The sequence below is a fragment of the Glutamicibacter uratoxydans genome (genome assembly GCF_006539925.1).
Lineage (GTDB): Bacteria > Actinomycetota > Actinomycetes > Actinomycetales > Micrococcaceae > Glutamicibacter > Glutamicibacter uratoxydans.
On sequence record NZ_BJNY01000012.1, the window covers coordinates 36,737 to 62,495 of the forward strand.

A 25,759-nucleotide genomic window follows, 5' to 3' on the forward strand; every position below is an offset into this window, starting at 1 on the left:
ATTGTTCATTGTCTTGTTCTCCTACCAGCTCACGCGGTTCGAGTCGGTGCCGTCCACGGTGACCCACACCGGCATGGCGTAGCCGGACTGGTTCTCGCAGGTGGGGATTGTGTGCCCGTTGCCGTTTCGGTCGGTAGAGATCGGACGGTTGTAGACGTCCTGGAAGGATCCCGGGTTCTGGTTGTGGCAGCGCACCTGGTAGGTGGTGTTCGGTTTGAAGTTCTTGATCGTCACGTCGTACTGGTAGCAGTTCGATGTGCCGCAGTACTTGGTGCTGTACGGGCCGCGCTTCAGGATCACCTTGCGCGCAGGCTTCGGCTTGGAGGTCGCGGTGGCGCTCCAGGTGCGCGTCTGCCCCTGGGCGTCGGTGGCGGTGATGCTCAGCGTGCGCGATGCCGAATAGCCGATGCCGCCCACCGATTCGCTGCCGTCGTTGGCGGTGCCGGCTCCGTTGATGCTCACCGCATAGGCGATCGACCGTCCGTTGTCGGCGCCAGCATTCGCATTCCAGCTGAAGGACACCGCTTGGTCGCCGCCGCTGGCGGTGATGTTCGCGTTGTCTCGCAGCGGCCCGTAGGGGCTCATGGAATTGCTGGCGGCGCTCGGCTCTGCAGGTCCGGCGGCGTTGAGCGCGCGCACCCTGAAGGTGTGCGCGGTGCCGTTGGCTCCGGCGGCAATGGCAGAGCCCGGGCCGCCGAAGGAGGTCCAGGCCCCGCCGTCGGCGGAGTACTGGAAGCCGGTGATCTTCGAGCCGTTGGCTGCCGGGGCGGTGAAATCCAGCTGGATCATCGTGTCGGCGCCGGTGGCTTTGGCGTTCACCGCCCCGACGGCCTTGGGCCGCCCATAGGGGGTGACAGCCGCCGAATTGGCGCTGTATTCCGAGGTGCCCACGCGGTTCACCGCGGCGATGCGGAAGGTGTAGGAGCCTGAGGTGCTCAGCCCGGTGACCGACTGGGTAGTCTGGTTGGCTGCGATGCCGCCGATGCTGCGCACCTCGGATCCGCCCTGGTAGACCTTGAGCACGTAGCTGGAGATCGCCGCGCCATTGGCTCCCGGCGCCTTCCAGGCCACGTTGACCACGCCGCCGTCCACCGCCGAGTCCTTGCGGACGGCGGTCGGGGCCGAAGGCTTGAAAGGCTTGCCCGCAGGGGTGACAGCCGCCGAGTAGGCACTGAACACCGAAGGCTTGGAAGCCTTGTTCACGGCGCGCACGCGGGCCTGGTAGGCGGTGCCGTTCTTCAGTCCCTCCCAGGTGTAGGAGGTGCCGGTGATGCCGGTGACCTGGCTGACCCCGTTGGCCGGGGCCGGCGAGATCTCCAGCGTGTAGCTCTGGATGGCCGAGCCGCGGCTGACCGGTGCGGTCCAGTTGAACGTGGCCTTGGTGTCCCCGTCCTTGCCCGACGGCGCTGCCGGCTGCTCCGGCTCCACATCCGGGCGCGCCTCCGCGGAGGCCGGCGAGGCCGGGGATTCACCGATCTCGTTGAACGCGGTCACCGTGAAGGTGTAGGTGATGTCGTTCTTCAGCCCGGTGATGGTGCAGGTGGTGGTCTTGCAATCCTGCGCCACGCCGTTGCTCTGGTCGCGCACCATGTACTTGGTGATGTCTGCGCCGTTGTTTGACGGCGCATCCCAAGACAGCACCGCCTGGCTGTCGCCGGTGGACTGGATGCGCGGCAGGCCCGGCGCATCCGGGGCGCCCTTGACGTTCAGGGTGATGGTGCCCGCCACATTGCGCGCGGGATCCTTGGTGACATCCCCGATCAGGTATTCAACGTTCATCTTGCCCACGAACCCCTCCTTGGGGGTCACCGCCACCTGGCCGTCGGCGATCTGCGCGGTGCCGGAATCGGCCTCCAGCGGGCGCACGCTGATGATGGTCAGCGGGCCTTCCTCCTCATAGGGGTTGAAGTCGTTGGCCAGCACGTCGACCACTTCGGTCTTGTTGTTGGCCGCCTGCGGCACCTCGTCAGTCACGGCGACCGGCAGCTCCCGGGTGGAGCCAGTGACAGTCACATACATCGTGGCCTTGACCGGCGAGTTCACCCCGTCGGAGACCGAAACCCCGACCGTGCCGCTGGTGCCCTTGGCGGTTTCTGGCCCGGCGGACAGCTCAAGCACCGAACTCTCGACGATCTTTGCATCGACGCCGGGCACCTGGTTCTCCTCGAGGTTGAACTTCAGCTTGGCGACGTCTTCCTTGTTCTGGTCATTGGCGGCCTGGCGCAGGTCGAGGCGCGCGGCATCGCCGCCCTGCTCCACCTTCAAGGTGTTGTTTTCAAGGGTGGGCGGGAAGTTCTCCGGGTCCGGGCGCTCCTCAGGAGTCGGGGATTCCTCGACCGGCTGCTCTTCAGGAGTCTGCTCTTCCTTGGTCTCTTCCGGCTTCTGGGATTCCTTCTCTTCCTTGGGCTTCTCGCTGGCCGAATCGGACTTCTTCTCGTCCTTCTTCGGCTCAGCGCTGTCCTCGTCCTTCTTCTCCTTCTTCTTGCGGTCCTCCGGGGCGCCGTCGTCATTGGCATTGCGCGGCTGGTTCTGCGGCTGCTGGTTGGTGGACGGGGCCACGTTGATCGGAATGGTCAGGATGGAGGTCAGGCCCTCGGGGTCATCCGGCCCCTTGCCGTCGGTGGCTTCAAAGGTCACAGCGCCCATGCCGTCGAAGTCGGCCGGTGCGGTGTAGCGCAGCTGCGTGGCAGACTGCACCAGCTTGCCGTCGGAGACCGGCATGGAGCTGACCGAATCTTCGGTGGCCAAGCGCGGGGTGTGCCCGTCGCGGACCAGCACCAGGTCCTTGAGGTTCAGCTCCAGGCTCTCCCCTGCCTTGGCCTGCAGGTTCAGGTTGCTGCGCAGGATCGGGCGCGCGCCTTCCAGTCCCGGCACGTGAATGAACGCGGTGGAGTCCAGGCCGTCCTGATCGGTGATCGTGTAGGCGATGACCTGCGGATCATCCACCGGGGTCACCGAAATCCCGGATTCGGTAATGCGCGCGGTCTGCGGGGAATCGGGCAGCGACAGGTTCAGCTCGGTGGTGGCGCCGTCCGGGTCCTCGTCGTTGTAGAGCACATCCACCGACACCTCGTCATTGGACAGCACATCCTCCAGGGTGACCCTGTCATCGCGCGCAATCGGCGCCAGCAGCGGGGCGTTCGGGTTGGAAACCACCGTCACGGTGCCCTTGCCGATGCCGCCGCGGCCGTCGGAGATCGAATAGCGCACCGAGGTGCTGCCCGAGCCTTCAGGGCTGGTGAGCATGACCCGGCCGTCCACCACCGAGACATTGGCGCCGTTGCGGCTTTCCACGTCCTTCATTAGCGCCACCGGGTCCCCGTCGGGGTCGGTGTCATTGTTCAGCACGTCTACCGCCACCGGGCGCTCGGGGCGCACGGTGACCATGTCGTTGACCGCCACCGGCGGGTTGTTGGACTGCGCCAGCGGGGCAATGCCGATCTTGGCGATGCCCGTGGCGCGGGCGCCCAGGCGGTCCTCGACCACATAGGTGAACTGGTCGGTGCCGCTGGCCTGGTGGCTGGCGGTGTACTCGATGGTGTCGCCCTTGATGTTCGCCACGCCCTGGCGCGGGGCGTCGCCCAGCTGCACCAGGGTCACCGAGTCGCCCTCGGGGTCGATGCCGTCCAGCGGCACCTGCACCGTGGCGGTGGAGCCGGCGAAGATGCGCCCGGAGACGGGCTCCGGGTTGGGTGGAGAATTCTTCTCCAGGTCTGATTCATCCTTGGCGGCAGGCTGCACATTGAAGGTCACCTGGGCGCTGGATTCCTGGTTGTCCGGGCCCAGCACCGTGTAGACCGCAGAGACCTGGCGCGGCTTGCCGTTGAAGTTTCCGGCCCGGAAGCGGATTTCGTCATCCGCCACGGAGATCAGCGAGCCTTCGCCGAGCTTGTCGGTTTCCTCCAGCTTGGAGCTCAGCTTCATCGGCGCGCCGTTGGGGTGTACATCGTTGTCAAGCACCTTGACAGTGGTCACGTCCCCCTCTCGCACGTTGACCGTGTCAGGGTTCGCCTGCGGCGGGTCCATCCGCGGCGGGGCCGGGATCGGGATCACGCGGATCTCTCCGGTGGCCGATTCCCGGCCGTTGGAGATCGTGTAGTTGATGGTGCTCGGGGTGGTTACGCCGCGCACATCGGTGATGCGGACAAAGGAGTTGCGCTCCACGCTTACGGAGAACTGCTTGTCCGCGCCGTCGGTGGCGCCGGTGACGACCAGCACCCCGCCGGTGGCATCGGTATCATTGCCCAGCACGTCCACCAGCACATTGCCGCCGGCCGGCAACTGGGCGATGTCCCGCACGGCCACCGGCTTGGTGTTCTCATCCTTGGGCTGGCGCACGTCGATGCGCACCAGGCCCGGCGCGCTGGCAGGCCCGTTGGTTGCAAGGTATTCGGTGTAGAAGGTGCCCGGGCGCTCGCCGGTGATAGTGACGCGGCCGGACTGGTTGTTGGCCTTCAGCTCCAGCCCGGCGACGTCGTCGATGCCCGCAAGGCGCAGGCCGTCACCGGAGGGGTCGGTGTCATTGTCCAGCGGTTCAAAGCTGGTGGCCTCGCCGACCTGCGCCACCACATGGTCGGTGGCGGTCACCGGCTTAACGGTGGAGTTCGCGGAGACCTCCACGATGATCCGGCCCTTGGTGCTTTCGCGCCCGTCGGAGACCTGGATGGCCACTTCCTTCTGGCCCAGCTGCTTGCCGTCGTCCTGGAAGATCAGGGTGCCGTCGGGGCGCACGCGGATGGTGTCATCGCCCTTGGAGGTGCCGCCGAGCAGCTGCAGGTCATCGCCCTCGGGGTCGACCCAGTCCGGGATCAGGTTCTTGCTGACCGACTCGCCCTTCTGCACGTGCAGCGTGGTGATGCGCTTCTGCTCCGGGGCCTTGTTGGTTTCTTCATTGACCACCTTCAGGTTCACCGTGGCAAGGTCCATGCCGCCGCGGCCGTCCTCGGTGACGTAGCTGAAGCTTGCCGAGCCCTTGGCGTCCTCCGACACCGCGATCTGGAACCCGGTGCCGTCGTAGACCGGGCTGATGTCTCCCAAGCTGGGGTTGGATCCCTCGATTTTCGCCGTCAGCAGGTCGCCGTCCGGGTCAACGTCGTTGAAGAGCACCGGCAGCACGGTGGTGCGGCCTGGGCGGATGGAGAAGGTGTCGTCCTCCGCGATGGGCTCCTGGTTTTCCTCGGTGCGCTCGGGCAGCTCGATCGCGTCGGTGATCTCCTTGGTTTCTTCTTCCTCGGACTCTCCTTCGCCGGCAGGCGGCTCCAGGTCAGCCCAGTTGGAGACGATTTCCATGCCTTCGTTGGTCAGCCACACCTGGCCGGACTGGATGTCGTTGAGCACCACGACGTCGCGGTTGACGCGGAAGACCAGCTCTGCCTGGGCCGCCATTTCCGGCACGCGCACCGACTGGTTCTGCAGCAGGTCGTCGCAGGAGCGCAGGTATTCGCCGCTGGTCTGCCAGGCGGCGTAGGTGCAGGATCCCACGCGCACCGGCTGGATGGGGGTGCCGGCGGTCTTCACCTGGTCATAGGCGATGTCTTTGCCCTTGAGCGAGGCCTTGACCAGGGTCTGCTCGGTGGAGATGGCCACCGCGTCGGATTCCGGGCCCGGAGCCTGGATCTTGGCATTGGCGCTTGACTGGATTTGGCTGGTGGTTCCGTCAGAGGTCGCCACAGTGCCGGTGGAGGCCTCGAAGACCACCGCGGTGTGGCCCACGGCGCTCAGCTGGGGGTCCTTCATCTTGTCCAGGCCGTCGATCTGGCGGGGTTCGCCGTCGACCGGGTAGCCGTCGTCGTCGAGGGTGAAGCTTTGCACGGTGTTGGCACTGTAGTCCACCGCCCAGATGGTGTCATCGGCGCCGACCACGGCGTCAACCTTGCCGGATGCTTCCAGCAGCGGCTCGTTGCCATCGGAGTCGAATTCCGAGATGTGTTCAAGGTCTGTGGCCTGGACCTTGCCGTTTTTGGAATCGGTGACGGCAACGACGTTGGTTCCGAAGGAGAAGGTGGCGTTGGCGGGCAGCTTGTTGTCTCCGGCGAATTGCACCATCGCGGGGTCGATGGTGGTGACGGTTGCCTGTTCGAGGTTGCGCACCAGGATGTTCTCGCCGTTTTGGGCCAGGTCGTAGTTGGCCAGCGGGGTGACCACGCCGCCGTCGAGGGTGCGGGACTGGTAGTTCACGTGGCCGATTTTGCCTTCAGCCTTGTTGACCACCCACACGCCGCCGTCGTTGAGATCGACGTCGGCGGTCTCGAAGCCGGGATAGAAGATTGCTCCGGAGACGGCGAGCGCCGCTACTACCGGAATCGCGGTTGCCTTGAAGCCGGTGCTTTTAAGTAGTCCCAAGAAGCCGGTACGCTCAGAGTTCCCCATGTGCCGTGTCCCTTAAGGTGTTGATTTTTTGCCTGCCTAGATCACCAAAAATGCCGATCAAGACGCAGGAAATCCACCTCTATTCTACTGAAAGGATAAAACCTTCTCCATGGAGAGGACTACCCATCCTGCATTGGGGGTTTCATCATCGGTTTTTAATCTTTCGGCCGCGTCATATTCAACGTTCCGACGGCATCCGCCATTTGGTGAACTTACCTGGCCGCACCGCTGGCGGCCGACAGATCCACCACCGCATCAATTTGTACCTTGGCTCCCAGGGGCAGGGAGGCTGCTGCGATCGTTGTACGTGCTGGATATGGTTCGTGGAAATACTGCGCATAGACGTCATTGATCGCCTCGAAATCTTCGTAGTCAACGAGGTAGATGGTTGTCTTCACGATGTCTGAGAAGTCCAGGCCGACTTCGCCAAGCAGTGTTGTCAGATTTTCCAGCATCGCGGTGCACTGCTGCGCTGCGCCGTCTGCCACAAGCCGTCCGTGCTGCGGGTCCTGCCCGATGATTCCCGCGGTAAATCCGAGCCCCGAGCGCGCTGCAAAATGAGAAAACGGTGCCTTTGAGGCAAAGAGCTTCTGGCTGAAATGGTGCTGGGCGGCGTGATCCACGAGTTCCTCTGATTTGTCTGCGAGTCAAATGTCGAGCATAGAAGGAAACTCCGTCACGCACCTTGTAGCGGCGAACATGTTTCTGCTTTTTCGATGTATTGTGAAGCAATCTGGTTAACAGAAGCCGCAAAGTCTTCAACAAATCTTTCAGATCATTTAGTGTTAGCTACATGACATCTTCTGCCACACAGCGTGAACCGTCACGCATCGACGAGATTGCCGAAGCATTCTTCTCGAAAACTCTTGAGATCAACCCCGAATTCGGCGTTTCGCTCGGAATCCCCGGATACGAGTCGGGCTACTCCGACTACTCCCCTGCCGGCTCTACCGTACAGATTAATCTGCTGCGTGAAACCCTTGCCCTCCTGGAGCAGGCTGCACCCGTCGACGCCATCGACGAGGTGACCCTGGATGCCATGACCGAACGCCTCGGACTGGATCTGGAGATCCTGCTCACCGGCCGCACCGAGCTGAACAATATCGCCAGCCCAGCCCAGGGCATCCGCGCGATCATCGATTTGATGCCGCAGGAAACCTCCGCCGACTACGGTTTCATCGCCGCCCGCCTGGCCAACATCCCGGCGGCAATCGACGGGTACATCGCCTCGCTGCGCGACTCTGCGTCGAAGTCTCTGGTTGCCGCCCGCCGCCAGGTGCAGATCGTCACCACCCAGTCCAAGGACTACGGCAAGGACGGCGGCTTCTTCGACCAGCTGGCCGAAGCCGGCACCGCGGTTGACGCATCGCTTGAATCGGCGCTGGCCTCCGGAACAGAAGCAGCGAAGCAGGCCTACCTGAAGCTGGCCGACTTCCTGGAAAACGAGCTGCTGGACCAGGCTCCAGAAGTTGATGCCGTGGGACGCGAGTACTACTCGTTGATGTCCCGCCAGTTCCTCGGGGCCACGGTGGACCTTGAGGAAACCTATGCCTGGGGCGTCGCAGAACTCGACGCGATCATCGCCGAGCAGGAGCGCACCGCTCAGCTGATCAAGCCCGGCGCCACCATCGAGGAAGCCAAGCAGATCCTGAATCAGGATCCTGCCCGCAAGCTCGACGGCACGGATGCACTCAAGGCATGGATGCAGGAGAAGGCCGACAAGGCAATCGCCGATCTGAGCGGCGTGCACTTCGACATCCCAGCGCCGATGGACCGCATCGAGTGCATGATTGCCCCGACCCAGGACGGCGGCATCTACTACACCGGCCCGTCCGAAGACTTCAGCCGTCCGGGGCGCATGTGGTGGTCGGTTCCACCTGGAGAAGACCAGTTCACCACCTGGGCCGAGCTGACCACCGTGTACCACGAGGGCGTCCCGGGACACCACCTGCAGGTGGCCACCGCGCAGCTGCAGGCAGATACGCTCAACAGCTGGCGCCGCATGGCCTGCTGGGTTTCAGGCCACGGCGAGGGCTGGGCCCTGTATTCCGAGCGCCTCATGCACTCGCTGGGCTACCTTGCAGATCCGGGAGACTACATGGGCATGCTCGATGCGCAGCGGATGCGCGCGGCCCGCGTGGTCTTCGACATCGGCGTGCACCTGTCCCTGCCGGTGCCGGAGCAGTGGGGCACCGGCACCTGGAATTCTGAGAATGGCTACGACTTCTTGAAGAAGAATCTGGACATTTCCGAGGGCCAGCTGGACTTCGAGTACACCCGCTACCTCGGCTGGCCGGGACAGGCTCCCGCCTACAAGGTGGGCCAGCGGCTCTGGGAGCAGATCCGCGACACGCTGGAAGCCGAGCAGGGCGAGCAGTTCTCGCTCAAGGACTTCCACACCAAGGCGCTGCAGCTGGGTTCGGTCGGCCTTGACACGCTCAAGCGCGCGCTAGTCAAGTAGCGCCAGCCTCCGCACGCAAAAACTGGCGGGTTCTAAACTTTTACGTTTGAAACCCGCCAGTTTTCGTTGTTTGGGCTGTTAGCCCTTGTAGCTGGAAATCTGAATCAGATTGCCGCAGGTATCGTCAAAGGTCGCGATGTCCACCATTCCTGCATCCATGGGCTCCTGGGTGAATTTCACGCCCAGCGCTGACAGGCGTTCGAACTCCGCTTGAACGTCGTCGACGGCAAACGAGGTGACAGGGATCCCGTCAGCCATCAGGGCGGCACGGTACGGGCCGACCGCGGGGTGGTCCGAGGGTTCCAGCAACACCTCGGTGCCGTTTTCATCTTCTGTGGAAACCAAGGTCAGCCATCGGTATTCTCCAACGGGAATGCTGTGCTTGACTTTGAATCCCAGCACCTCGGTGTAGAACTTTTCAGCTTTATCCTGGTCGTCAACGAAGACGCTGGTTACGTATACGCGCATTGATCCATCCTTGCTTCGGGCAGCTTGCGAGCCGCCGTGGTGGCACCGTGCCCGTTGGACACCGACTCACCCACAAGGCTACTGGCACTGACCTACAGAACCCGTCCGTGTCAAAAAATTTCAGAGCAAGGCTGAGCGAGCAGGTCGGCAAGAACTCAAAAATTTACCGCAAAACAGATTTTTTCTATTGTTTAACGATAGGTTTAATGTGACGCTTGCACCATGAGCACCCTCCTCAACTACACAGTGCGCGTCTTGCTAATGGCCATGATCAGCGTGGGCCTGCTGGCCCAAACGGTGATCGTGCCGATGTTTGTTTCAGAAGTCATCCTGCAGTTTCCGCAGATGCAGCCACGCGCAGGTTGGTACACAGCAGTCATTGTCCTCGGCATTGCCGGAGCGCAGGCCGCGCTGGTTTGCCTGATTGCCCTTCTGAGCAGAATTGAACGGGGAATCATCTTCCACCCCACATCACTGCGCTGGAGCACCGCCACTGCCGCTTTTGTCGGCCTATCGACCGTCTGCGTCGCAGCCCTAGGCTGGCACCTGCTCATCGTCTCAGGTATGGGCGGCCCAGGTGTTGCCTTCACCGCCTTGAGCGCAACGCTCATTGGAGCATCTTGTTGCTCGCTCATGCTGATCGGGCGGCAGCTTCTGAACAAGTCGATCCACCTTGACCAGCAACAGAACATGGAAGCGTCCTGGCCAACAGGACTCACAAGACATCCGGCTCCACGGCTTAACCACAACCAGGCCGGATAGTCCAAACGCCCGCACTACGCGCTTGCCCTACAGCGCTGTCACATTATGGTCACAGAGTGCAACTATTTGAAACAAACCTTGATTTTTCAGGAATTTTTCCTTGTTGAAGCTTAAATCAAGTGTCTCATGGCACAATTATTGCGATTCTGTAATGTTGCGTAACACCAACTACATCGGCTGAAGTTCAGTGCTTTACGGTGGAACGCATGTCTAACTCCGCACCTTCATCCAAACTCCCCCGTTGGGTTACAAGCTTTGGTCCGCAAATCATTGCGTCGCTCATCCTCGGCCTGATCCTCGGCCTTGTTGCCAAGTACACCGGCAGCACCGCCGAAGCGCCCAACGCCCTGGGTGAAACCCTGTCGATCATCGGCTCCAGCTATGTTTCGCTTCTGCGCGCAGCTGTCATCCCGCTGATTTTCTTCGCGGTAGTTGCTTCTATTGCCAACCTGTCAAAGGTCACCAACGCCGCCCGCTTGGCATGGCAGACCCTGCTGTGGTTCGCGATCACCGCACTGATTTCCGTCACCATCGGCATGGTGCTCGGCCTGGTCTTCCAGCCAGGTGCCAACACCGGGCAGGATATGCCGGCTGAGTACTCGGGCCGCACCGGCGATTGGCTGGCATTCCTTACCGGATTGATCCCGGAAAACTTCTTGGGCCTGGCCGCCAACACCAAGGTCGTCGAAGGCGCAGCCAGCACCTCGATCAGCTTCAACGTCCTGCAGATCCTGGTGATCGCCATTGCCGTAGGCATTGCAGCACTGAAGGTCGGCAAGGCCGCTGAGCCGTTCTTGAACTTCTCGGCATCGATCCTTGCAATCATTCAGAAGGTGCTGTGGTGGATCATCCGCATTGCGCCAATCGGCACCGTCGGCTTGATCGGCAACGCAGTTGCCACCTACGGCTGGGACACCATCGGTGCCCTGGGCAAGTTCACCGTCGCCATCTACGTCGGCTTGGCCCTGGTGCTGTTCGCCCTGTACCCAGTCTTGGTCCGCGCCCACGGCCTGTCCGTCAAGCAGTACTTCTCCGGCGTGTGGCCTGCAGTGCAGCTGGCCTTCGTTTCCCGTTCCTCGATCGGCACCCTGCCACTGACCCAGCGCGTCACCGAACGCAACCTCGGTGTGCCATCGGGCTACGCTTCCTTCGCAGTGCCGCTGGGCGCCACCACCAAGATGGACGGCTGCGCAGCGATCTACCCGGCAATCTCGGCAATCTTTGTCGCACAGTTCTTCAATATCGACCTGTCGCTGACCGATTACCTGCTGATCGCCATGGTTTCGGTCCTCGGCTCCGCGGCCACCGCGGGCACCACCGGCGCCATCGTGATGCTGACCCTGACCCTGTCGACCTTGGGTCTGCCGCTGGCAGGCGTCGGCCTGCTGCTGGCAGTCGACCCGATCCTGGACATGGGCCGCACCGCGGTGAACGTTGCCGGACAGGCGCTGATCCCGACCATCGTCGCCAAGCGCGAAGGCATCTTGGATCTGGACCTGTACAACGCAGACCGCAATGGCAATCCTTTCGCCCAGGAAGAGGCCGAAGAGTCCCAGATCTTGGAGTCATCCAAGGCCTAGGCTCTAGCACGTGAGCACCAGCTGGATCCGGTGAACAGAATTTCTGTTCACCGGATCCAGCTGTTTTAAGCCGCCATTGCGCAGAAAGAACACGATGCGCCGATTCATCAAGCAGGGGAAGGGAAGCCCACCAGAAAATGACGTCCCAAGCTGTGAATAGACCCAGATTTTGCACAGAGTGCAACTTTGCACGTAGTGTAAGTATGTGACTACTCAAAGCATGGGCACGCGTCGCGAGAAAAACAAGCAGGCAACCAGGGAAGCAATCCTGAATGCCGTCTCGCAGCTGCTCCACGACGGACACGGCGCGGCGCTGACCGCTACCCAGATCGCGGACGCAGCCGGGATTTCCCGACGCACCCTTTTCAACTATTTCCCCACGGTGGATGCCATCATCTCCTACCCGCTGCACCGGGTGCTGGAGACCATGGTCGACTCCATCAGCGAGCTGACCGATTCCATGCCGCTCATGGATGCCATCGTGGTGGCGTTGAAGTCAGACGAGGTGGCAGACCTGCTCGGACGGGTAGCTCTCTTCGGGGCCCTGCTGACCAAGGACTCCCCCAGCGGATGCTATCCGTCGAATATGGACGAATGGCAGAAGGCCACCTCCGACGTCGTCGAAAAGCTGGCGCGCCGCTCTCCGAATGCCGACGGCTTCGCCATCCGCGTTTTCACCCATGCGCTGCTCGGCGCAGGCCAGGCGGCCTTCGATGAATGGATTGAACGCCTCCCGGCATTGGGCAAAGTCTCCAACGACATCACCGATGCCCAGATCGCAGAATTTCACACGCTGATCAACCAAGCCATGAGCACCCTTGATCAAGGGCTTTCTGCCTTGCCACTATCCCCTTCGCAACACACCAAGGAAGACTGACCCATGGCTTCTCTGCTCTACCGTCTGGCGCGCTGGGCCCACCGGCACCACTACCGCATCATTGCGATGTGGCTGGCGGCCTTCATCTTCATCGGAATCTCGGCGAGCCTGTTCATGGGCCAGCTGTCCAACACTTTCACCATTCCCGGCACCGAAACCCAGCGCACGCTGGACCGGCTCAAGCAGGAGATCCCCGACCTGGCCGGCGGCTCGGGATCCATTGTGTTCCATGAAAGCTCCAACAAGCCGCTGAACGACGCCCAGAAGCAGTCCATCAACGATTCCTTGGAGCAGTTGAAGCTCAACCCGGCGGTCGTCGACGCCATGAGCCCCTTTGAACTGCAAAAGCAGCTCGATGAAGCGCAGCCTGAATTGGACAAGGCCGAACAGAAGCTCGTTGACGGCCAGGATGAAATCAACGACGGCAAGAAGCAGATCGAAGACGGCAAAAAGCAGCTAGAGGAAGGCAAGCAGGGCATTGCCGACGGCTGGAAGGAATACAACGAAGGCCAGGACAAGATCACTGCCGGCGAACCCCAGATCGCCATTGCCGAGCAGCAGCTGGCCACCGGGCGCAGCGAACTGGCAAGCTCCAAAGCGCAGCTGACCAGTGGCCAGGCACAGCTGGATCAGGGCCAGAAGAAGTACGACCAGGGCCTGAAGAAATACAAGGCGGGCCTGGCGCAATACGAGTCGGGGCTGGCCCAGTTCAAGGCCGGTGAAAAGAAGCTCAATGACGCCCAGGCCAAGCTGGATGCGGGCGAAAAGCAGTACACCTCCGGCATGGACAAGATCCTCCAGGGCAAGTCCCGCTCCGAGATGGACGCGCAGCTGAGCAGCGGCAAAAAGGACGCCGAGGCAGGGCTGGAGACCGCTAAGGACGGACTGGCCGCCGCCAACTCCGGCATCAAGCAGGCCGATGCAGCCATTGCCGGCTTGAACACCCAGATCTCGCAGACCCAGAAGTTGCTCGACCAAGCCACCGCAGATGGCAATGAAGCAGACATCGCCAAGTACACCGCCACCCTGGCAGGACTGAAATCCGGTCTGGAAACCGCCACTTCGCAGCGCGAGCAGGCAGTGGCAGGCGCTTCCCAAGCCCAGTCAGGCATCGACCAGGCCAACGGCGCGCTGAACCAGATCGCCCAGGCCCAGGCCGGGCTGGCCCAGCTCGATACTGCCCGCGCCAAGCTGGATTCGGGCAAGGCCGAAGCGCAGCAGGGCAAGAAGGAACTTGAAAAGAACCGCGCCAAGCTGGTCACCGCCAAGACCGATCTGACCGCCGCCAAGACCCAGCTGGATTCTGGCAAGAAGGAGCTTGACGCCAATCGAGCCAAGCTCAACGAGGGCTGGGCCCAGTGGCGCGCAGGCAAGGCCAAGCTGGATGCCGGCCAGAAGGAATTCGACGCCAAGAAGGCCGAGTTCGAGGCGGGCAAGGCCAAGCTGGCCGACGCCAAGAAGCAGCTGGAAGCCGGCGAAAAGACCATCAAGGACAAGACCGCCCAGCTGGAACAGGCCGAGAAGGACCTGGCCAAGGGCGAGAAGAAGCTTGATTCCGGACGCGCCGAGCTCGAATTCGCCTCACGACAGGTCAACGCCAGCAACGGCATGCGCTTCATCTCCGAGGACGGCAGCACCGCGGTCGCCCAGGTTTCCTTCAAGGGACAGACCGACGCGCTGACCAGCGAAGAACGCGAGATGATCACCGCCATCGCCGCCGGCCCGCAGGCCAACGGCGTCGAGGTGCTCTTCTCCAAGGAGATCCTGCAGGACATGTCCCAGGTCTTCGGCACCTCTGAGATCATCGGCGTGGTCATCGCAGCGGTGGTGCTGCTGGTTATGCTCGGCACCCTGGTCGCCGCCGGGCTGCCGCTGCTGCTGGCAATCCTCGGCGTCGGCGCCGGCGTGGGCACCACTATGGCCTTCTCCTCGATGATTTCCATGGCATCGATCACCCCTGCGCTGGCTCTCATGCTGGGCCTGGCGGTGGGCATCGACTATGCCCTGTTCATCATCCACCGGCACCGGTCCCAGCTGCTGGGCGGAATGGAAGTGGGCGAATCCATTGCCCGCGCGGTGGGAACCAGCGGCAACGCGGTGGTCTTCGCCGGCCTGACGGTGATCATTGCGCTGGCGGCCCTGGCGGTTCCGGGACTTCCGTTCCTCTCGATCCTGGGCTTCTCCGCGGCCTTCACGGTGCTGTGCTCGGTGCTGCTGAACATCACCCTGCTGCCCGCCCTGCTGTCCCTGGCCGGCACCCGGCTGGTGTCCAAGCGGGCCTTCCGCAAGGCCGCCGAGCAGGCCGAACACCCGGTGATCAAGGAGCCGGTCTCCGCCCGCTGGGTCCGTCTGGTGACCAAGGTGGCGATCCCTGCAGCGCTGGTGGTGATCGCGCTGCTCGGAGCCATCGCCCTGCCGGCTGCCCAGATGCGCACCGCCCTGCCCGACGGCAGTGCGGAACCCGCGGACTCCCAGGCCTTCCAGGCCTTCGAGCAGACCAGCGACAAGTTCGGCGCAGGCTACAACGGCCCGCTGCTGGTGCTGGCAGACCTGCCCGCGGGGCTGTCCCAGCGGGATGCTGATTCCATGGCCCTGGATGTCGCAGACACCCTGCGCGACTATGACGGGGTGGTCGCGGCCATCCCGGTGACCATGACCGATGACAGGACCCTGTCAGCCATCCAGGTGATCCCCACCGACGGCCCGTCCTCGGCGGCCACCGAGGCGCTGGTGCACGAGCTGCGCGATGACCGGGCAAAGATCCACGACGCCACCGGCGCAGAAATTGCCGTCACCGGCCAGGTTGCGGCGCAGATCGACGTGTCGGAAAAGGTCACCGAGGCGCTGGTGCCGTACCTGAGCATCGTGGTCGGCCTGTCGCTGATCCTGCTGCTGTTGGTCTTCCGCTCCATCGTGGTGCCGTTCCTTGCCACCGGCGGATTCCTGCTCTCGCTGCTGGCTGCCTTCGGCGCCACCACCGCGGTGTACCAGTTCGGCTGGATGGGCAATGTCTTCGACGTGAACGTGCCGGGTCCGCTGCTCAGCTTCCTGCCGATCCTGCTCACCGGCATCCTGTTCGGCCTGGCCATGGACTACCAGGTCTTCCTGGTCTCGGCGATGCGCGAACGCTACGCGCACGGCGAGCCGGCCAAGGATGCTGTCCGCTCGGGCTTCTCCATGGCCGCCCCGGTGGTCACCGCAGCGGCGCTGATCATGATCTCGGTATTCGCCGGCTTCGTGTTCTCGCATCTGTCGATGATCCGCCCGCTGGGCTTCGCCCTGGCCTTCGGCGTGCTCTTCGACGCCTTCGTGGTGCGCATGACGCTGATCCCGGCGCTCATGCACCTGCTGGGCGACAAGGCCTGGTACCTGCCGAAGTGGCTGGACAAGATCCTTCCGGACGTGGACGTCGAGGGCTCCAAGCTCAACGAGCTGCTGGATGCCGAAGAATCGTACGATGGCTATGAAGACGGCAACGACGCAAGCACCAAGGAGAATGTCGCAGTATGAGTGAATCAACCACAGCGCCGGCCCGGCTGCTGCTCGCTTCCGCGTCCTGGGGCCGCAAAAAAGTCTTGAGCGATGCCGGATTAGCTTTCGAAACCCAGGTTTCGAATGTCGACGAGGATGCGGTCCTCGCACAGGCAGAGGCCGAGCACGGCCCGCAGACTCCTGCGCAGACCGCGCTGCTGCTGGCCAAGTCCAAGGCCCTCGCCGTGGCGGCGTCGGATCATCCGGCAGGCACCCTGGTGCTGGGCTGCGATTCGGTCTTCGAACTGGACGGTGTGGCCTACGGCAAGCCGCACACCCCGGAGGTGGCCCGCGAACGCTGGCGGCAGCTGAGCGGAGCCACCGGCGTGCTGCACTCCGGGCACTGGCTGGTCGACACCGCAGATCCTGCCTCGGCGCGGGGCAGAGTTTCCTCCACCGTCGTCCGCTTCCACAAGGTCTCGGATGCTGAAATTGAAGCCTACGTGGCCAGCGGCGAGCCGCTGCCCTGCGCCGGAGCGTTCACCATCGACGGGCTGGCCGCCGCCTTCATTGAATCGATCGAGGGCAACTTCCAAAACGTCGTCGGACTGGACGTTTCGGTCCTGCGCAGCCTGCTGGCCCAGGCCGGCGTGCAGATCATCGACCTGTGGAAGTAGCGGGCCTGCGGGGCCGCGGCCCCGCAGGCTACCTCCAGCAGGTAGAATTACTAGTGCTTTCCCGTTTCACAGTTTGAAGGTATTACCGTTTTGAGCGCCTCACGACGATTCACCCTGCCGGCGGTAGCCGCCGCCGCGGCGCTGGTCTTGACCAGCTGCGGCAGCGACTCGGGCTTTGAATCATCCACCCCCGAAGACACCGTGTACTGCGTCGATAAGAACAATGTTGTCGTCGACGAAGCCCAGTGCAACGACGACCATCCGTCCACCACGCACCACAGCGGAGTGGGCACCGCGTTGATGTTCTTCATGATCGGGCGCTTTGCCGGCGGCCTGCGCCCCGGCACCCAGCTGGATCCCTCGCAGTCCACCCAGCGCTTCCGCTCAAATGACACCGCAGCCCGCGCCAAGGCAGGACTCTCCGGCACCGTGCGCAACGGCTATTCGGCGTCCACCGGCAAGCCTGCCGGATTCGGCTCCAGCTCCAAGCAGCGCAGCGGCAGCGGCCACTCGGGCGGCTTCGGCGGCGGACACTCCGGAGGCTAGGGATTTATGCAGCGCAAGATGACCACAGCCCGCCCGGACTACCTGGCGAAGGTCAATGCCTCAGGGCTGGTCTATACCCATGAGGATCTGGACAGCACCTCTCCCGAGCTCTACCGCTACTGGCGGGACGACGCCTACTACGAGCTGACTCCCAAGGAGATCGAGGTGCTGCACAAGGCCTCGACCACCGTGTTCTCCATGCTGGAAGAAGCCGGAGACTACCTGCTCTCCCCTGCCGGGTCCGCCGATCTGGCGCGCTTCGGCATCCCCTACCGCGCCATGCGCTCCATTATTGAAAGCTGGAACGAGGAGCCTGCCTGCGGATCGGTCTATGGGCGCTTCGACTTCCGCTTCGGCGGGCTGCGGCACCCGGAGCCGGATCAGCGCATCCCCAAGCTCTACGAATTCAACGCAGACACCCCCACTTCGCTGGTTGAGTCGCTGGTGCAGTGGGAATGGTTCGAGGACAACCGGCGCCTCGGCGCCACCCAGTGGACCAACATGTATGAAGACCTCGTTGCGGCCTGGCAGCGCAACCTGGGGCTGATCTCCCGCAAGATCGGCAGCGTGCCCACCGTCTACTTCGCCTGCAGCGCCTTGGATTTGTCCCACGAGGACGAAATGAACACCCTAGTGCTGCGCGATACCTGCGCGGCGGCGGGCTATCCGACCGAAACGATCTATATCGAGAACCTGTGGGTGGACGGCGACGGCCGCTACCGCGCCGGCGAAAACGGCCCGCTGATCCAGGTCATCTTCAAGCTGTACCCATGGGAGCACATGGTGCACACCGAGCATGCAGACGACCTGTTCAACGACATGCTCGACTCTGGCTTCAACGGAGCGCCATATCAGGGCGGAACCATCTGGATCGAGCCACCCTACAAGATGCTCTGGAGCACCAAGGCAATCCTGCCCGTGCTGTGGAAGCTCTTCGGCAGCGACCCAGAGCGCTCGCAGTACCTGCTGCCTGCATGGTTCGAAGACCAGACGCCGGACTACCTGAAGCGCTTGGGCTATGTGCGCAAGCCGCTGCTGAGCCGTGAAGGAGCAGACATCACGCTGCACCAGTCCAACGGCGAGCGCACCATGGGCGAGGTCCAAGGCTACGGCGAAGAGGGATTCATCCTCCAGGAGCTGGCGCTTCCGCCGGTCTTCCACCGCGATGACGAGAACAAGGACGTCAGCACGGTGCTGGGTGTGTGGATGATTGACGGCGAACCTTCAGGGCTTGCCATCCGTGAAAGCGACGGCCCGATCACTGACAACTTCGCCAACTTCATTCCCCACGTCGTCACCCACTAGTCGAGCATCTCTCTCGTCACAGGCAGCCAGCCTCAACTCTTGTTTGAGAATTTCGTACAGATATGTGAAAGGGCCTTGCCGTGCTAATTGATGTCAAGGCGTTGCTGGACCTCGTGGCGACCGAAGTTTTCGATTCCCGATTCTCGGTAGAAAAAGCTGGTTCCAATGATCCAACTGCACCTTATGCAATCCAGGTGAGTTCTCATTTTGATATCGAGCGATCCGTCCGCATCCGCGTCAGCTACGAGTGGATGGATATCGACATCCTTGATTTCGGAGTCGGGGCCATACTTTTCAACGACGACCTTGATGAAACGAAAGCAATCGATATTCGGCGCATTTGCCGGGTGGCTCATTCCTATTTGAGCGGCAAGGCGCACATAGAAACTCGGCGCCGTTTTTGGAAGGGTTCCACGACCACAGTGATGATTGATGAGGACCGAATGCAGTGGCAGCTGGGACGCCACTCATGCCATGTGCCCTATCCATGACTTTGCCTAGCAGCCAGCACCCATTGCTTCCTTAAGTCCGGGCGGTCCACCCGGGAAGCTCGTGGCTGTGCATTGCTGATTAGTCCACCATGGCGCGCAGCCGCATTCGACGGGTGGAGCAGATGCTGCACCGCTGGTAGAGCACTTCTCCTTCCGAGGTCCAGTGCCGTGATTCAATGCCCCAGTCATGGCTGCAGAGGTCGGTATGGATGGTGATTTCAGGCTGTTTAGCCTTTGCTGTGTTGGTCATGAGTTCAGCATGATGTAATGTCCTTATGCAACTCAACCCTTACGGCGAATATGCTGTCCTCCTAGCCGCATCTTTGGCCAACGACTGGCCCTCGGACAGAAGCGGCATCGAAGAACGCACCCGCGACGTCGGCATGACAATGCCTTTTCCAGACCTGCCATCAGACCACGCCCAGGTTCGTGCAGTCATCGACGATTGGCTCGCAGTTGTCGATGCACCGTCCGACCCGCAGCGTGCCTTGTTGCTCAACGTCCAGTTGGCTACGGCCGCCGCCTACCCGCGGCTGGTCGACCACGACAATGAGGGATGGCATCTGCACTACCGGGACGACGGACAGAGCATGCCCCAAGTGTTGAGGTCGGTGATCTGCACAGGAACCGCACTGCATCTGACGACTCGCGGCATGCATCGGCTGCACCGCTGCGAAGCGGATCCATGCGTCAATGTCGTTGTCGACATCACGAGAAACGGGCGCCAAAAATATTGTTCGGTCCGCTGTGCGAATCGTGCTGCGGTGCGCCGCCACAGAACGCGTGGCTAAGTCTGCCGTGAACGAATAATCATGCCCACAGCGGCCGGGCGCCTATGAATCACCAACGAAGATGTTTTCGTGGATTTGCTTCCAGCCTTCTGCCTCGTAGTCGCTGATCCGCGCATCGTTGCGGACCAGCGCCATCTTATGACCGGGGAGCTCTACTCCGACAAGGAATGGGGCGCCTGTCACTCCCCCACAGCCGCCTCCACCAAATTCGTCAGCCGCGTTCTGGTCGAAAACAAACAAGCAAGCCATCTTTTGGTCGGAAGAAGTCAAAACATAATAATCTGTACCCTCGTTTGATATCAGAAAGCGCGACGTATTGATATCCATCCCTGTATCGTCCAGCTGCGTCGGATCTCCTGGCCACCGATCTGCCTCTTGGGCTTCTCTATCCAAGGCAGGGATTCCGGTGGCGCTGGTACACCCGGAAAGCAATAATGCTGAAACTCCAATTACTGCCGATGCACCCAGAAAATGTGCTTTCACCAGACATCCTCCTCAACTCAAGTTGAGCCGAGCCTATCTGACGAAATGCAGATATTCCTCAGTTTCGAAAAACCGAGTCGATAACGTTATCCAAGCACGCTTTCCCTGCCGGCTTTCTAGGCACTTTGCTGCGCAAACTCCAGCGCTTGAAGCGCCGATGCCAGCAACGATTCATCTCCGCCGGTACGCAGATTGACGCTTCGCTGGAAATCTTCAATAGCCTCATTTCGGTTGCCCAATACGAGGTGAACCTTGCCGCGATGCTGGACCATGAACGCTTCGCTTCGCGTGCCCTGTGCCAGCTTCACCAGCTTGTTGTACTCCGCCAAGGCTTCGTCGGCTCTCCCAAGATCCCGCAGGCAATCGGCGCTCAAAGCGCGCACTCGAAGGGTTTGCTCTTCCCTACTTAGCATCCGAAGTGCCCGAGCGGGATCTCCCAGCCATAACGCCTCGATCGCCAGCGCCAATGGGTCGTCTTTCATGCCCTCGCGAAAGAGCCCGACATCAGTAATGCGGGGACGAAGGTCTTTCCCGCTCAGAATCCATCCTGGGCCCGCAGCGACATCGTGAATTATTGGCATACACCGATCCTAGGCAGGCAAACCGAGCCCAGCAGAAGTTTACGGAGGCACTCGCACTCCACCGGGAAGATACTTTTGTAGGAAACCTCCAAAATTTTACGGCTAACACCCCAGTTTGAGCGGTTAACTACATATAGTTCCCACAAAAACGATAGGCTCCTAGGTGAGAAACTCTAATTTTTGAAGACAAGGTCAACGATGAATCCATTGACGAAGGTGCTGATCGCCAACCGTGGCGAAATTGCTGTGCGCATTATTCGCGCCGCCCGCGACGAAGGGATCGAGTCGGTTGCGGTCTACGCAGACTCCGACCGCGATGCCCTGCACGTCCGCTTGGCTGATGAAGCCTATGCACTGGGCGGCACCACCGCAGCAGAATCGTACCTTCGCATTGAGAAGATCCTGGATGCCGCAGAGCGCTCCGGCGCCGACGCCATCCACCCGGGCTACGGCTTCCTCTCCGAGAACGCCGAATTTGCGCAGGCTGTCATCGATGCGGGCCTGACCTGGATCGGCCCTTCCCCTGAGGCCATCGACAAGCTGGGCGACAAGGTCAAGGCCCGCCACATTGCAGAGAAGGTCGGCGCTCCTCTGGTTCCTGGCACCAAGGATCCCGTGGCTTCGGCCGAAGAGGTCTACGCCTTCGCCGACGAGCACGGCCTGCCGCTGGCCATCAAGGCCGCCTACGGCGGCGGCGGACGAGGCATCAAGGTCGTCCGCAACCGCGAAGAGATCGGCGAACTCTACGAGTCCGCAGTGCGCGAAGCGGTAGCGGCCTTCGGCCGTGGCGAATGCTTCATCGAGCGCTTCCTTGATGCGCCGCGCCATGTGGAAACCCAGTGCCTGGCAGACACCCACGGCAACGTGGTCGTCGTCTCCACCCGCGACTGCTCGCTGCAGCGCCGCAACCAGAAGCTCGTCGAAGAGGCGCCAGCTCCATACTTGAGCGAAGAGCAGGTTGCCCGGCTCTACGAGTCCTCCAAGGCCATCCTGCGCGAAGCACAGTACAACGGCGCGGGCACCTGCGAGTTCCTTGTCGGGCAGGACGGCGTCATCTCCTTCCTCGAAGTCAACACCCGCTTGCAGGTTGAGCACCCGGTATCGGAAGAAATCTCCGGCCTAGACCTGGTCCGCGAGCAGTTCCGCATCGCCCGCGGCGAAGAGCTGGGCTACGAGGATCCAGCACTGCGCGGCCACTCCTTCGAATTCCGCATCAACGGTGAGGATGCAGGCCGAGGCTTCATGCCAACTCCGGGCACCATCTCCAAGATGAACCTGCCTTCGGGTCCCGGCGTCCGCGTCGACTCGGGCATCGAGCAGGGCGAAAGCGTCTCCGGCAATTTCGACTCGATGATCGCCAAGCTGATCGTGACCGGCCCAACCCGACAGATTGCCGCCGCTCGCGCACGCCGCGCCCTGGAAGAGTTCCAGATCGAAGGCATGGCCACCGTGCTGCCATTCCACCGCGCAGTGATGAGCGACCCGGCCTTCGTTCCGGCAGAAGGGCCGTTCCGGGTCCACACCCGCTGGATCGAGACCGAATTCGACACCTTCATCGCGCCTCACCCGTTCCCAACCGAGCAGGCCGAGGAAGAAGACAACGAGCGCACATCCGTCACCGTAGAGGTTGGCGGCAAGCGCTTGGAAGTCACCCTTCCTGCATCACTGGGTTCAGTGTCTTCGAACCACAGTGCCGACAAGGCAGGCGCTGCAGCCAAGAAGAAGCGCAAGCCGGGCCGCAAGGCCGCTGGAGCCGCCGGCGGCAACTCCGCTGAGCTGCGCTCCCCGATGCAGGGCACCATCGTGAAGGTTGCCGTGGAGAATGGCGCCGAGGTAGCCGAGGGCGACTTGATCGTGGTCCTCGAAGCCATGAAAATGGAACAGCCGATCACCGCCCACCGCGACGGCGTAGTCTCCGGCCTGGAAGTCACCCCAGGCGAGACCCTCTCGTCTGGCGCTGTGATCGCAACCATCGATGATGCGAAGTAAGCGCTAGCAGCTGCACATCACGGCAACGGGGTTCTGCTCAATTGAGCAGAACCCCGTTGCTGTTTTCCGCAGTCACGACTGGGCTCGGTACTTGTCGTGATCTCTAATCCGTCAAAACTTTTTTGAATGTCAGCCACCAGCAGCCAGCCATGCCACGGCCAGGACGTTATCGCTGTGCATCAGGTTTCTTTGAAGCAGTGGAAGGCATGTTTGAGATGAAGTGAGCCGTTCAGTCGTGAAATCTGATTGGTCAACAATGCGTCCCCACGAACCTGGTGAAACACTCTCCTCAGCGTAATTACAGGTTGTGTTCTCGGTAACCTATGGGACAGACAGACAAGCACAATCCATTGAATGAGTCAGGAAGTCGCAGATATCAGTTCGTAATTCACATATTTTCTCAACGATGCCTCTGCTGATAAATCGCAATAGCAGCTCGTCTGGAAGCAACGCCGGTTTGCGCCGCACCCATTGCCCAGATCGCTAAAACTGCAAGCAGCGCAACAACGACTATGGCGAATTGGCTTACTGCCAGCTGAGCGATTTCCAGCTCGCCGACTGCAAGAAGAATACTCACCATTACAGCGATAGCGGCAACACTTAGTGGCATAAAAAGGGAGAACGCTCTCGCACTTCCTTCCTTGAATTCAGCTGAAGCCAAGAGCCGTTCTACGGCACCGTCCATGGGGCTTTCCCCAAGCCCTTGGAGATGCTGATTCACGGCGTAAACCTGTCTTTCAGTAAAGCGTTCCGGCCTGGGTTTCCTGATTCTTCCCAGCAAGAGGGTGCCTTTCTGGCTGTTCACTGTCGGATTTTCCTTCAGGGACTAATACCTTCGTTCGCAGTCCCAAGTCACTTTAAGTGCTGGTTTCAGCCAGCTCACTACTCAATGCCAATGCTTGAAAGAAGCTCGTTGACTACTTGAGTCTTTGATTGGGTGTATGCGTCCCAGTTCTCAGTCGATCCAGCGGCTTCTCTTTTGATCGACAAGTACTTGGCACGTGCACTGGCACTTTCGCGCAGGAGATCGCGAAATGCGATTCGACGAGTCCACCGTCGGGAGTCGATCTGGACGATGTGAATGATGCTTTGCCGATTCTGTCTGGAAGGCAAACTTAACCAGCAATGGTCTGGGAAGTTTCCTTCGAGATCATACCCATGTGCTTTGAGTTCTTGGGCAAGCAGTTGAATCCGTTGCGGTTCAACGCCAATAAGAATGTCAACGACATCCTTAGCCGGCATCTGCGGTACCGATGTTGAGCCTATATGCTCCAGTTTTGCTTCGCCGACGAGCGGCACCAGTTCCGTGATTTCCCTCTGCGCGCGCTCACGCCATTGTTCCCATTGACTTTCATGAAGAATCACCTTGTCCATGTTTCAACACTAGCCACTCAGACAACCCACCTTCGGCTTCATGTCCTTTTGACTCCATAAAAGAATAGTGGTCATCCCGCAGTCCAATTTCTGTTTTGCTTGGCACAGCCAGCCTTGCACAGTATCTGCCGCTGCCTCTATAGACTCAACCCATGCGCTACGTTTTGATTCTTTCCGGTACGGCGATCATCATCGCCTACAGCCTGTACGGCATGTTCGTGATCAATGACTTCGCGGTGGCCGCCGCCAGTGGCGTCCCCATTGAAACTGCCATCGCAGAACTGAGGGCTGCCGGTCAGAACTACAGCAAATTGGACGGATTTGGGTTTGCGGCGATAGGCGTACTTCTGGCTGTGGCATGGAGCCTGCTGGCAATTCTGGGCCGCAAGAATTACCGAGGGCATACGCTGCTGCTGTTCTGGGCTGGAATTCTCTTCTTGGGAGCGCCGGCTTATTTCTTTGCGGCGTTCGGTAATCTTAATTCCGTCGGCGACACCTTCTACGACTGGTATCCCGATGCAGCCTTCGAGTATGAATGGCCGATGTATCTGGCAAGCGCCCTCGCCTTGCTCCCCGCAGCCGGTGCAACCATTGCCGCCCTGCTCCACAAGCGGGATCCTCAGGTTCCCCCGGCAGCGGCTACTGCTTAGCTAGCCAATCCGTATAGGTTTCTGCTGCCAGCCGCGCGTTTGAATCCGGAAGGATTCCCCCTTCCCGCATGGCCTTGCCCATAGCTCCCGGCAAAGGGACTTCTACGATCTTCGGCGACTGCCCCTGCTTAGCCAGATACTGCGCAAAGAGATCCGGCATCCATTCTTCCTGCGGACCCGCAAGATCCTGGACAATTCCCGCCGCAGGCTGCCCGGCCAATTGCGCCAACGCTTGCGCAACTTCGCTTCCAGCTACCGGTTGCAGGCGCATCTTCGGAGCCACCTGGATCGGCCCGGCAGACAAGCGTCCGATATTCTGGCCGACGAACTCATGGAACTGGGTAGTCCGCAGCAGGGTGTAGCCGCCGGGCAGCACTCGCAGCATCCGTTCTTGCACCGCCTTGCCGGCGTAGTATCCGGAGTCGATGGCCGCGGCGCCGACGATGGAAAGCGCAACATGGTTCTGTACCCCGATTTCCCGTCCGACAATGAGCAGGTTCGCTGTCGACTGGCTGAAATACTTCATCGAACTCGACACGCTGGTGGTTGAGGAGCCAGAGACGTCAATGACTGCCTGGCAGTCGACCAGCCATTGGCGCACGGAGTTCTCATTGGTCAGGTCGCAGCCCGCAGACCGGGACAAGATCAGCGCCTCATGCCCTGCGTCCTCCACCGCCTGGACAACCTGTTTTCCAATCACTCCGGTTCCGCCTGCAACTGCGATGCGCACTGCGCTGCCCTCCCCTTGAATCCATGGCCGTGTCTAGTGCCAATGCTTGCACGTTCGCACGCGCCAGGTAAGGGCTCGCCCGTGTCTTCACCGCGGGTTTTCAGGATCTGCCAACGGTACATGCCTATCCCTTGCCGAACCAGTGGCTTAGGCT

21 protein-coding genes are annotated in these 25,759 nt (G+C 61.3%); 12 read left to right on the forward strand and 9 right to left on the reverse strand.

The features are described from left to right. Positions 1-21: 21 nt before the first annotated feature. Both AUR04nite_RS18320 and AUR04nite_RS11235 read right to left on the reverse strand, forming a co-directional pair. Positions 22-6,369, reverse strand: a complete 6,348-nt coding sequence (locus tag AUR04nite_RS18320) for an Ig-like domain-containing protein (RefSeq protein ID WP_246055503.1) — start codon at positions 6,367-6,369, stop codon at positions 22-24. 212 nt (positions 6,370-6,581) lie between these two features. Continuing rightward, positions 6,582-6,992, reverse strand: a complete 411-nt coding sequence (locus AUR04nite_RS11235) for a RidA family protein (protein WP_141365028.1) — start codon at positions 6,990-6,992, stop codon at positions 6,582-6,584. A gap of 170 nt (positions 6,993-7,162) precedes the next feature. On the opposite strand from AUR04nite_RS11235, the gene AUR04nite_RS11240 reads away from it, so the two are divergent. Continuing rightward, positions 7,163-8,830, forward strand: coding sequence for a DUF885 domain-containing protein (locus AUR04nite_RS11240; protein ID WP_141365030.1), 1,668 nt, complete (start codon positions 7,163-7,165; stop codon positions 8,828-8,830). A 78-nt stretch (positions 8,831-8,908) separates the two neighbouring features. On the opposite strand, the gene AUR04nite_RS11245 is transcribed toward AUR04nite_RS11240, so the two are convergent. Next, positions 8,909-9,298: a VOC family protein gene (locus tag AUR04nite_RS11245; RefSeq protein ID WP_141365032.1), complete on the reverse strand. Its 390-nt coding sequence runs from the start codon at positions 9,296-9,298 to the stop codon at positions 8,909-8,911. Positions 9,299-9,520: 222 nt separating this feature from the next. Between AUR04nite_RS11245 and AUR04nite_RS11250 the strand changes: the two genes are divergently transcribed. From AUR04nite_RS11250 to AUR04nite_RS11285, 8 genes are all read left to right on the forward strand, one after another. Next, a complete protein-coding gene (locus AUR04nite_RS11250) occupies positions 9,521-10,060 on the forward strand; it encodes a DUF2975 domain-containing protein (protein ID WP_141365034.1) in 540 nt (179 codons plus the stop codon). A gap of 206 nt (positions 10,061-10,266) precedes the next feature. Beyond that, positions 10,267-11,640 (forward strand): dicarboxylate/amino acid:cation symporter, encoded by a 1,374-nt coding sequence (locus AUR04nite_RS11255; protein ID WP_174787875.1) that lies wholly within the window; start codon positions 10,267-10,269, stop codon positions 11,638-11,640. A gap of 205 nt (positions 11,641-11,845) precedes the next feature. Next, entirely contained in the window at positions 11,846-12,517 is a 672-nt protein-coding gene (locus AUR04nite_RS11260; RefSeq protein ID WP_141365038.1) for a TetR/AcrR family transcriptional regulator, read from the forward strand. 3 nt (positions 12,518-12,520) lie between these two features. Continuing rightward, on the forward strand, positions 12,521-16,027 hold the full coding sequence (locus AUR04nite_RS11265) for an MMPL family transporter (protein ID WP_141365040.1): 3,507 nt from the start codon (positions 12,521-12,523) through the stop codon (positions 16,025-16,027). Continuing rightward, positions 16,024-16,665, forward strand: coding sequence for a Maf family protein (locus AUR04nite_RS11270; protein ID WP_141365042.1), 642 nt, complete (start codon positions 16,024-16,026; stop codon positions 16,663-16,665). The genes AUR04nite_RS11265 and AUR04nite_RS11270 overlap by 4 nt, the downstream gene beginning before the upstream one ends. Positions 16,666-16,755: 90 nt before the next feature. Then, positions 16,756-17,211 (forward strand): hypothetical protein, encoded by a 456-nt coding sequence (locus tag AUR04nite_RS18040; protein WP_174787876.1) that lies wholly within the window; start codon positions 16,756-16,758, stop codon positions 17,209-17,211. 6 nt (positions 17,212-17,217) lie between these two features. Beyond that, on the forward strand, positions 17,218-18,516 hold the full coding sequence (locus AUR04nite_RS11280; RefSeq protein ID WP_141365044.1) for a glutathionylspermidine synthase family protein: 1,299 nt from the start codon (positions 17,218-17,220) through the stop codon (positions 18,514-18,516). Between the two features lie 80 nt (positions 18,517-18,596). Beyond that, the gene (locus AUR04nite_RS11285) at positions 18,597-19,007 is read left to right on the forward strand and encodes a hypothetical protein (RefSeq protein WP_141365046.1); all 411 of its coding nucleotides are present in this window, start codon (positions 18,597-18,599) and stop codon (positions 19,005-19,007) included. Positions 19,008-19,086: 79 nt separating this feature from the next. Here AUR04nite_RS11285 and AUR04nite_RS17925 read toward each other — a convergent pair whose 3' ends face one another. Then, entirely contained in the window at positions 19,087-19,257 is a 171-nt protein-coding gene (locus tag AUR04nite_RS17925) for a hypothetical protein (protein WP_170184188.1), read from the reverse strand. Between the two features lie 25 nt (positions 19,258-19,282). Between AUR04nite_RS17925 and AUR04nite_RS11290 the strand changes: the two genes are divergently transcribed. Further along, positions 19,283-19,798, forward strand: coding sequence for a CGNR zinc finger domain-containing protein (locus AUR04nite_RS11290; protein WP_141365048.1), 516 nt, complete (start codon positions 19,283-19,285; stop codon positions 19,796-19,798). 42 nt (positions 19,799-19,840) lie between these two features. Here AUR04nite_RS11290 and AUR04nite_RS11295 read toward each other — a convergent pair whose 3' ends face one another. Together AUR04nite_RS11295 and AUR04nite_RS11300 are read right to left on the reverse strand one after the other, a co-directional pair. Next, entirely contained in the window at positions 19,841-20,281 is a 441-nt protein-coding gene (locus AUR04nite_RS11295) for a hypothetical protein (protein ID WP_141365050.1), read from the reverse strand. A 116-nt stretch (positions 20,282-20,397) separates the two neighbouring features. Beyond that, a complete protein-coding gene (locus tag AUR04nite_RS11300; protein WP_141365052.1) occupies positions 20,398-20,862 on the reverse strand; it encodes a hypothetical protein in 465 nt (154 codons plus the stop codon). Between the two features lie 198 nt (positions 20,863-21,060). Between AUR04nite_RS11300 and AUR04nite_RS11305 the strand changes: the two genes are divergently transcribed. Then, complete coding sequence (locus tag AUR04nite_RS11305) at positions 21,061-22,851, forward strand: acetyl/propionyl/methylcrotonyl-CoA carboxylase subunit alpha (protein ID WP_141365054.1); 1,791 nt, start codon at positions 21,061-21,063, stop codon at positions 22,849-22,851. A gap of 400 nt (positions 22,852-23,251) precedes the next feature. Here the strand turns inward: AUR04nite_RS11305 and AUR04nite_RS11310 are convergent, their stop codons facing one another. Continuing rightward, the gene (locus AUR04nite_RS11310; protein ID WP_141365056.1) at positions 23,252-23,656 is read right to left on the reverse strand and encodes a hypothetical protein; all 405 of its coding nucleotides are present in this window, start codon (positions 23,654-23,656) and stop codon (positions 23,252-23,254) included. A gap of 77 nt (positions 23,657-23,733) precedes the next feature. Then, the gene (locus AUR04nite_RS11315; protein WP_141365058.1) at positions 23,734-24,225 is read right to left on the reverse strand and encodes a GrpB family protein; all 492 of its coding nucleotides are present in this window, start codon (positions 24,223-24,225) and stop codon (positions 23,734-23,736) included. Between the two features lie 152 nt (positions 24,226-24,377). Here AUR04nite_RS11315 and AUR04nite_RS11320 point away from each other — a divergent pair, with 152 nt between their 5' ends. Next, positions 24,378-24,875 (forward strand): hypothetical protein, encoded by a 498-nt coding sequence (locus tag AUR04nite_RS11320; RefSeq protein ID WP_141365060.1) that lies wholly within the window; start codon positions 24,378-24,380, stop codon positions 24,873-24,875. Here AUR04nite_RS11320 and AUR04nite_RS11325 read toward each other — a convergent pair. Further along, positions 24,865-25,605, reverse strand: a complete 741-nt coding sequence (locus AUR04nite_RS11325; protein ID WP_141365062.1) for an SDR family oxidoreductase — start codon at positions 25,603-25,605, stop codon at positions 24,865-24,867. The two genes, AUR04nite_RS11320 and AUR04nite_RS11325, sit on opposite strands and share 11 nt — an antisense overlap. Between the last annotated feature and the right edge of the window lie 154 nt (positions 25,606-25,759).

Coding starts and splice junctions, on each gene's coding strand:
- AUR04nite_RS18320 (WP_246055503.1), bottom strand. CDS start 6,369: ATGGGGAACTCTGAGCGTACCGGCTTCTTGGGACTACTTAAAAGCACC.
- AUR04nite_RS11240 (WP_141365030.1), top strand. CDS start 7,163: ATGACATCTTCTGCCACACAGCGTGAACCGTCACGCATCGACGAGATT.
- AUR04nite_RS11245 (WP_141365032.1), bottom strand. CDS start 9,298: ATGCGCGTATACGTAACCAGCGTCTTCGTTGACGACCAGGATAAAGCT.
- AUR04nite_RS11250 (WP_141365034.1), top strand. CDS start 9,521: ATGAGCACCCTCCTCAACTACACAGTGCGCGTCTTGCTAATGGCCATG.
- AUR04nite_RS11255 (WP_174787875.1), top strand. CDS start 10,267: ATGTCTAACTCCGCACCTTCATCCAAACTCCCCCGTTGGGTTACAAGC.
- AUR04nite_RS11265 (WP_141365040.1), top strand. CDS start 12,521: ATGGCTTCTCTGCTCTACCGTCTGGCGCGCTGGGCCCACCGGCACCAC.
- AUR04nite_RS11270 (WP_141365042.1), top strand. CDS start 16,024: ATGAGTGAATCAACCACAGCGCCGGCCCGGCTGCTGCTCGCTTCCGCG.
- AUR04nite_RS11280 (WP_141365044.1), top strand. CDS start 17,218: ATGCAGCGCAAGATGACCACAGCCCGCCCGGACTACCTGGCGAAGGTC.
- AUR04nite_RS17925 (WP_170184188.1), bottom strand. CDS start 19,257: ATGACCAACACAGCAAAGGCTAAACAGCCTGAAATCACCATCCATACC.
- AUR04nite_RS11290 (WP_141365048.1), top strand. CDS start 19,283: ATGCAACTCAACCCTTACGGCGAATATGCTGTCCTCCTAGCCGCATCT.
- AUR04nite_RS11300 (WP_141365052.1), bottom strand. CDS start 20,862: ATGCCAATAATTCACGATGTCGCTGCGGGCCCAGGATGGATTCTGAGC.
- AUR04nite_RS11305 (WP_141365054.1), top strand. CDS start 21,061: ATGAATCCATTGACGAAGGTGCTGATCGCCAACCGTGGCGAAATTGCT.
- AUR04nite_RS11315 (WP_141365058.1), bottom strand. CDS start 24,225: ATGGACAAGGTGATTCTTCATGAAAGTCAATGGGAACAATGGCGTGAG.
- AUR04nite_RS11320 (WP_141365060.1), top strand. CDS start 24,378: ATGCGCTACGTTTTGATTCTTTCCGGTACGGCGATCATCATCGCCTAC.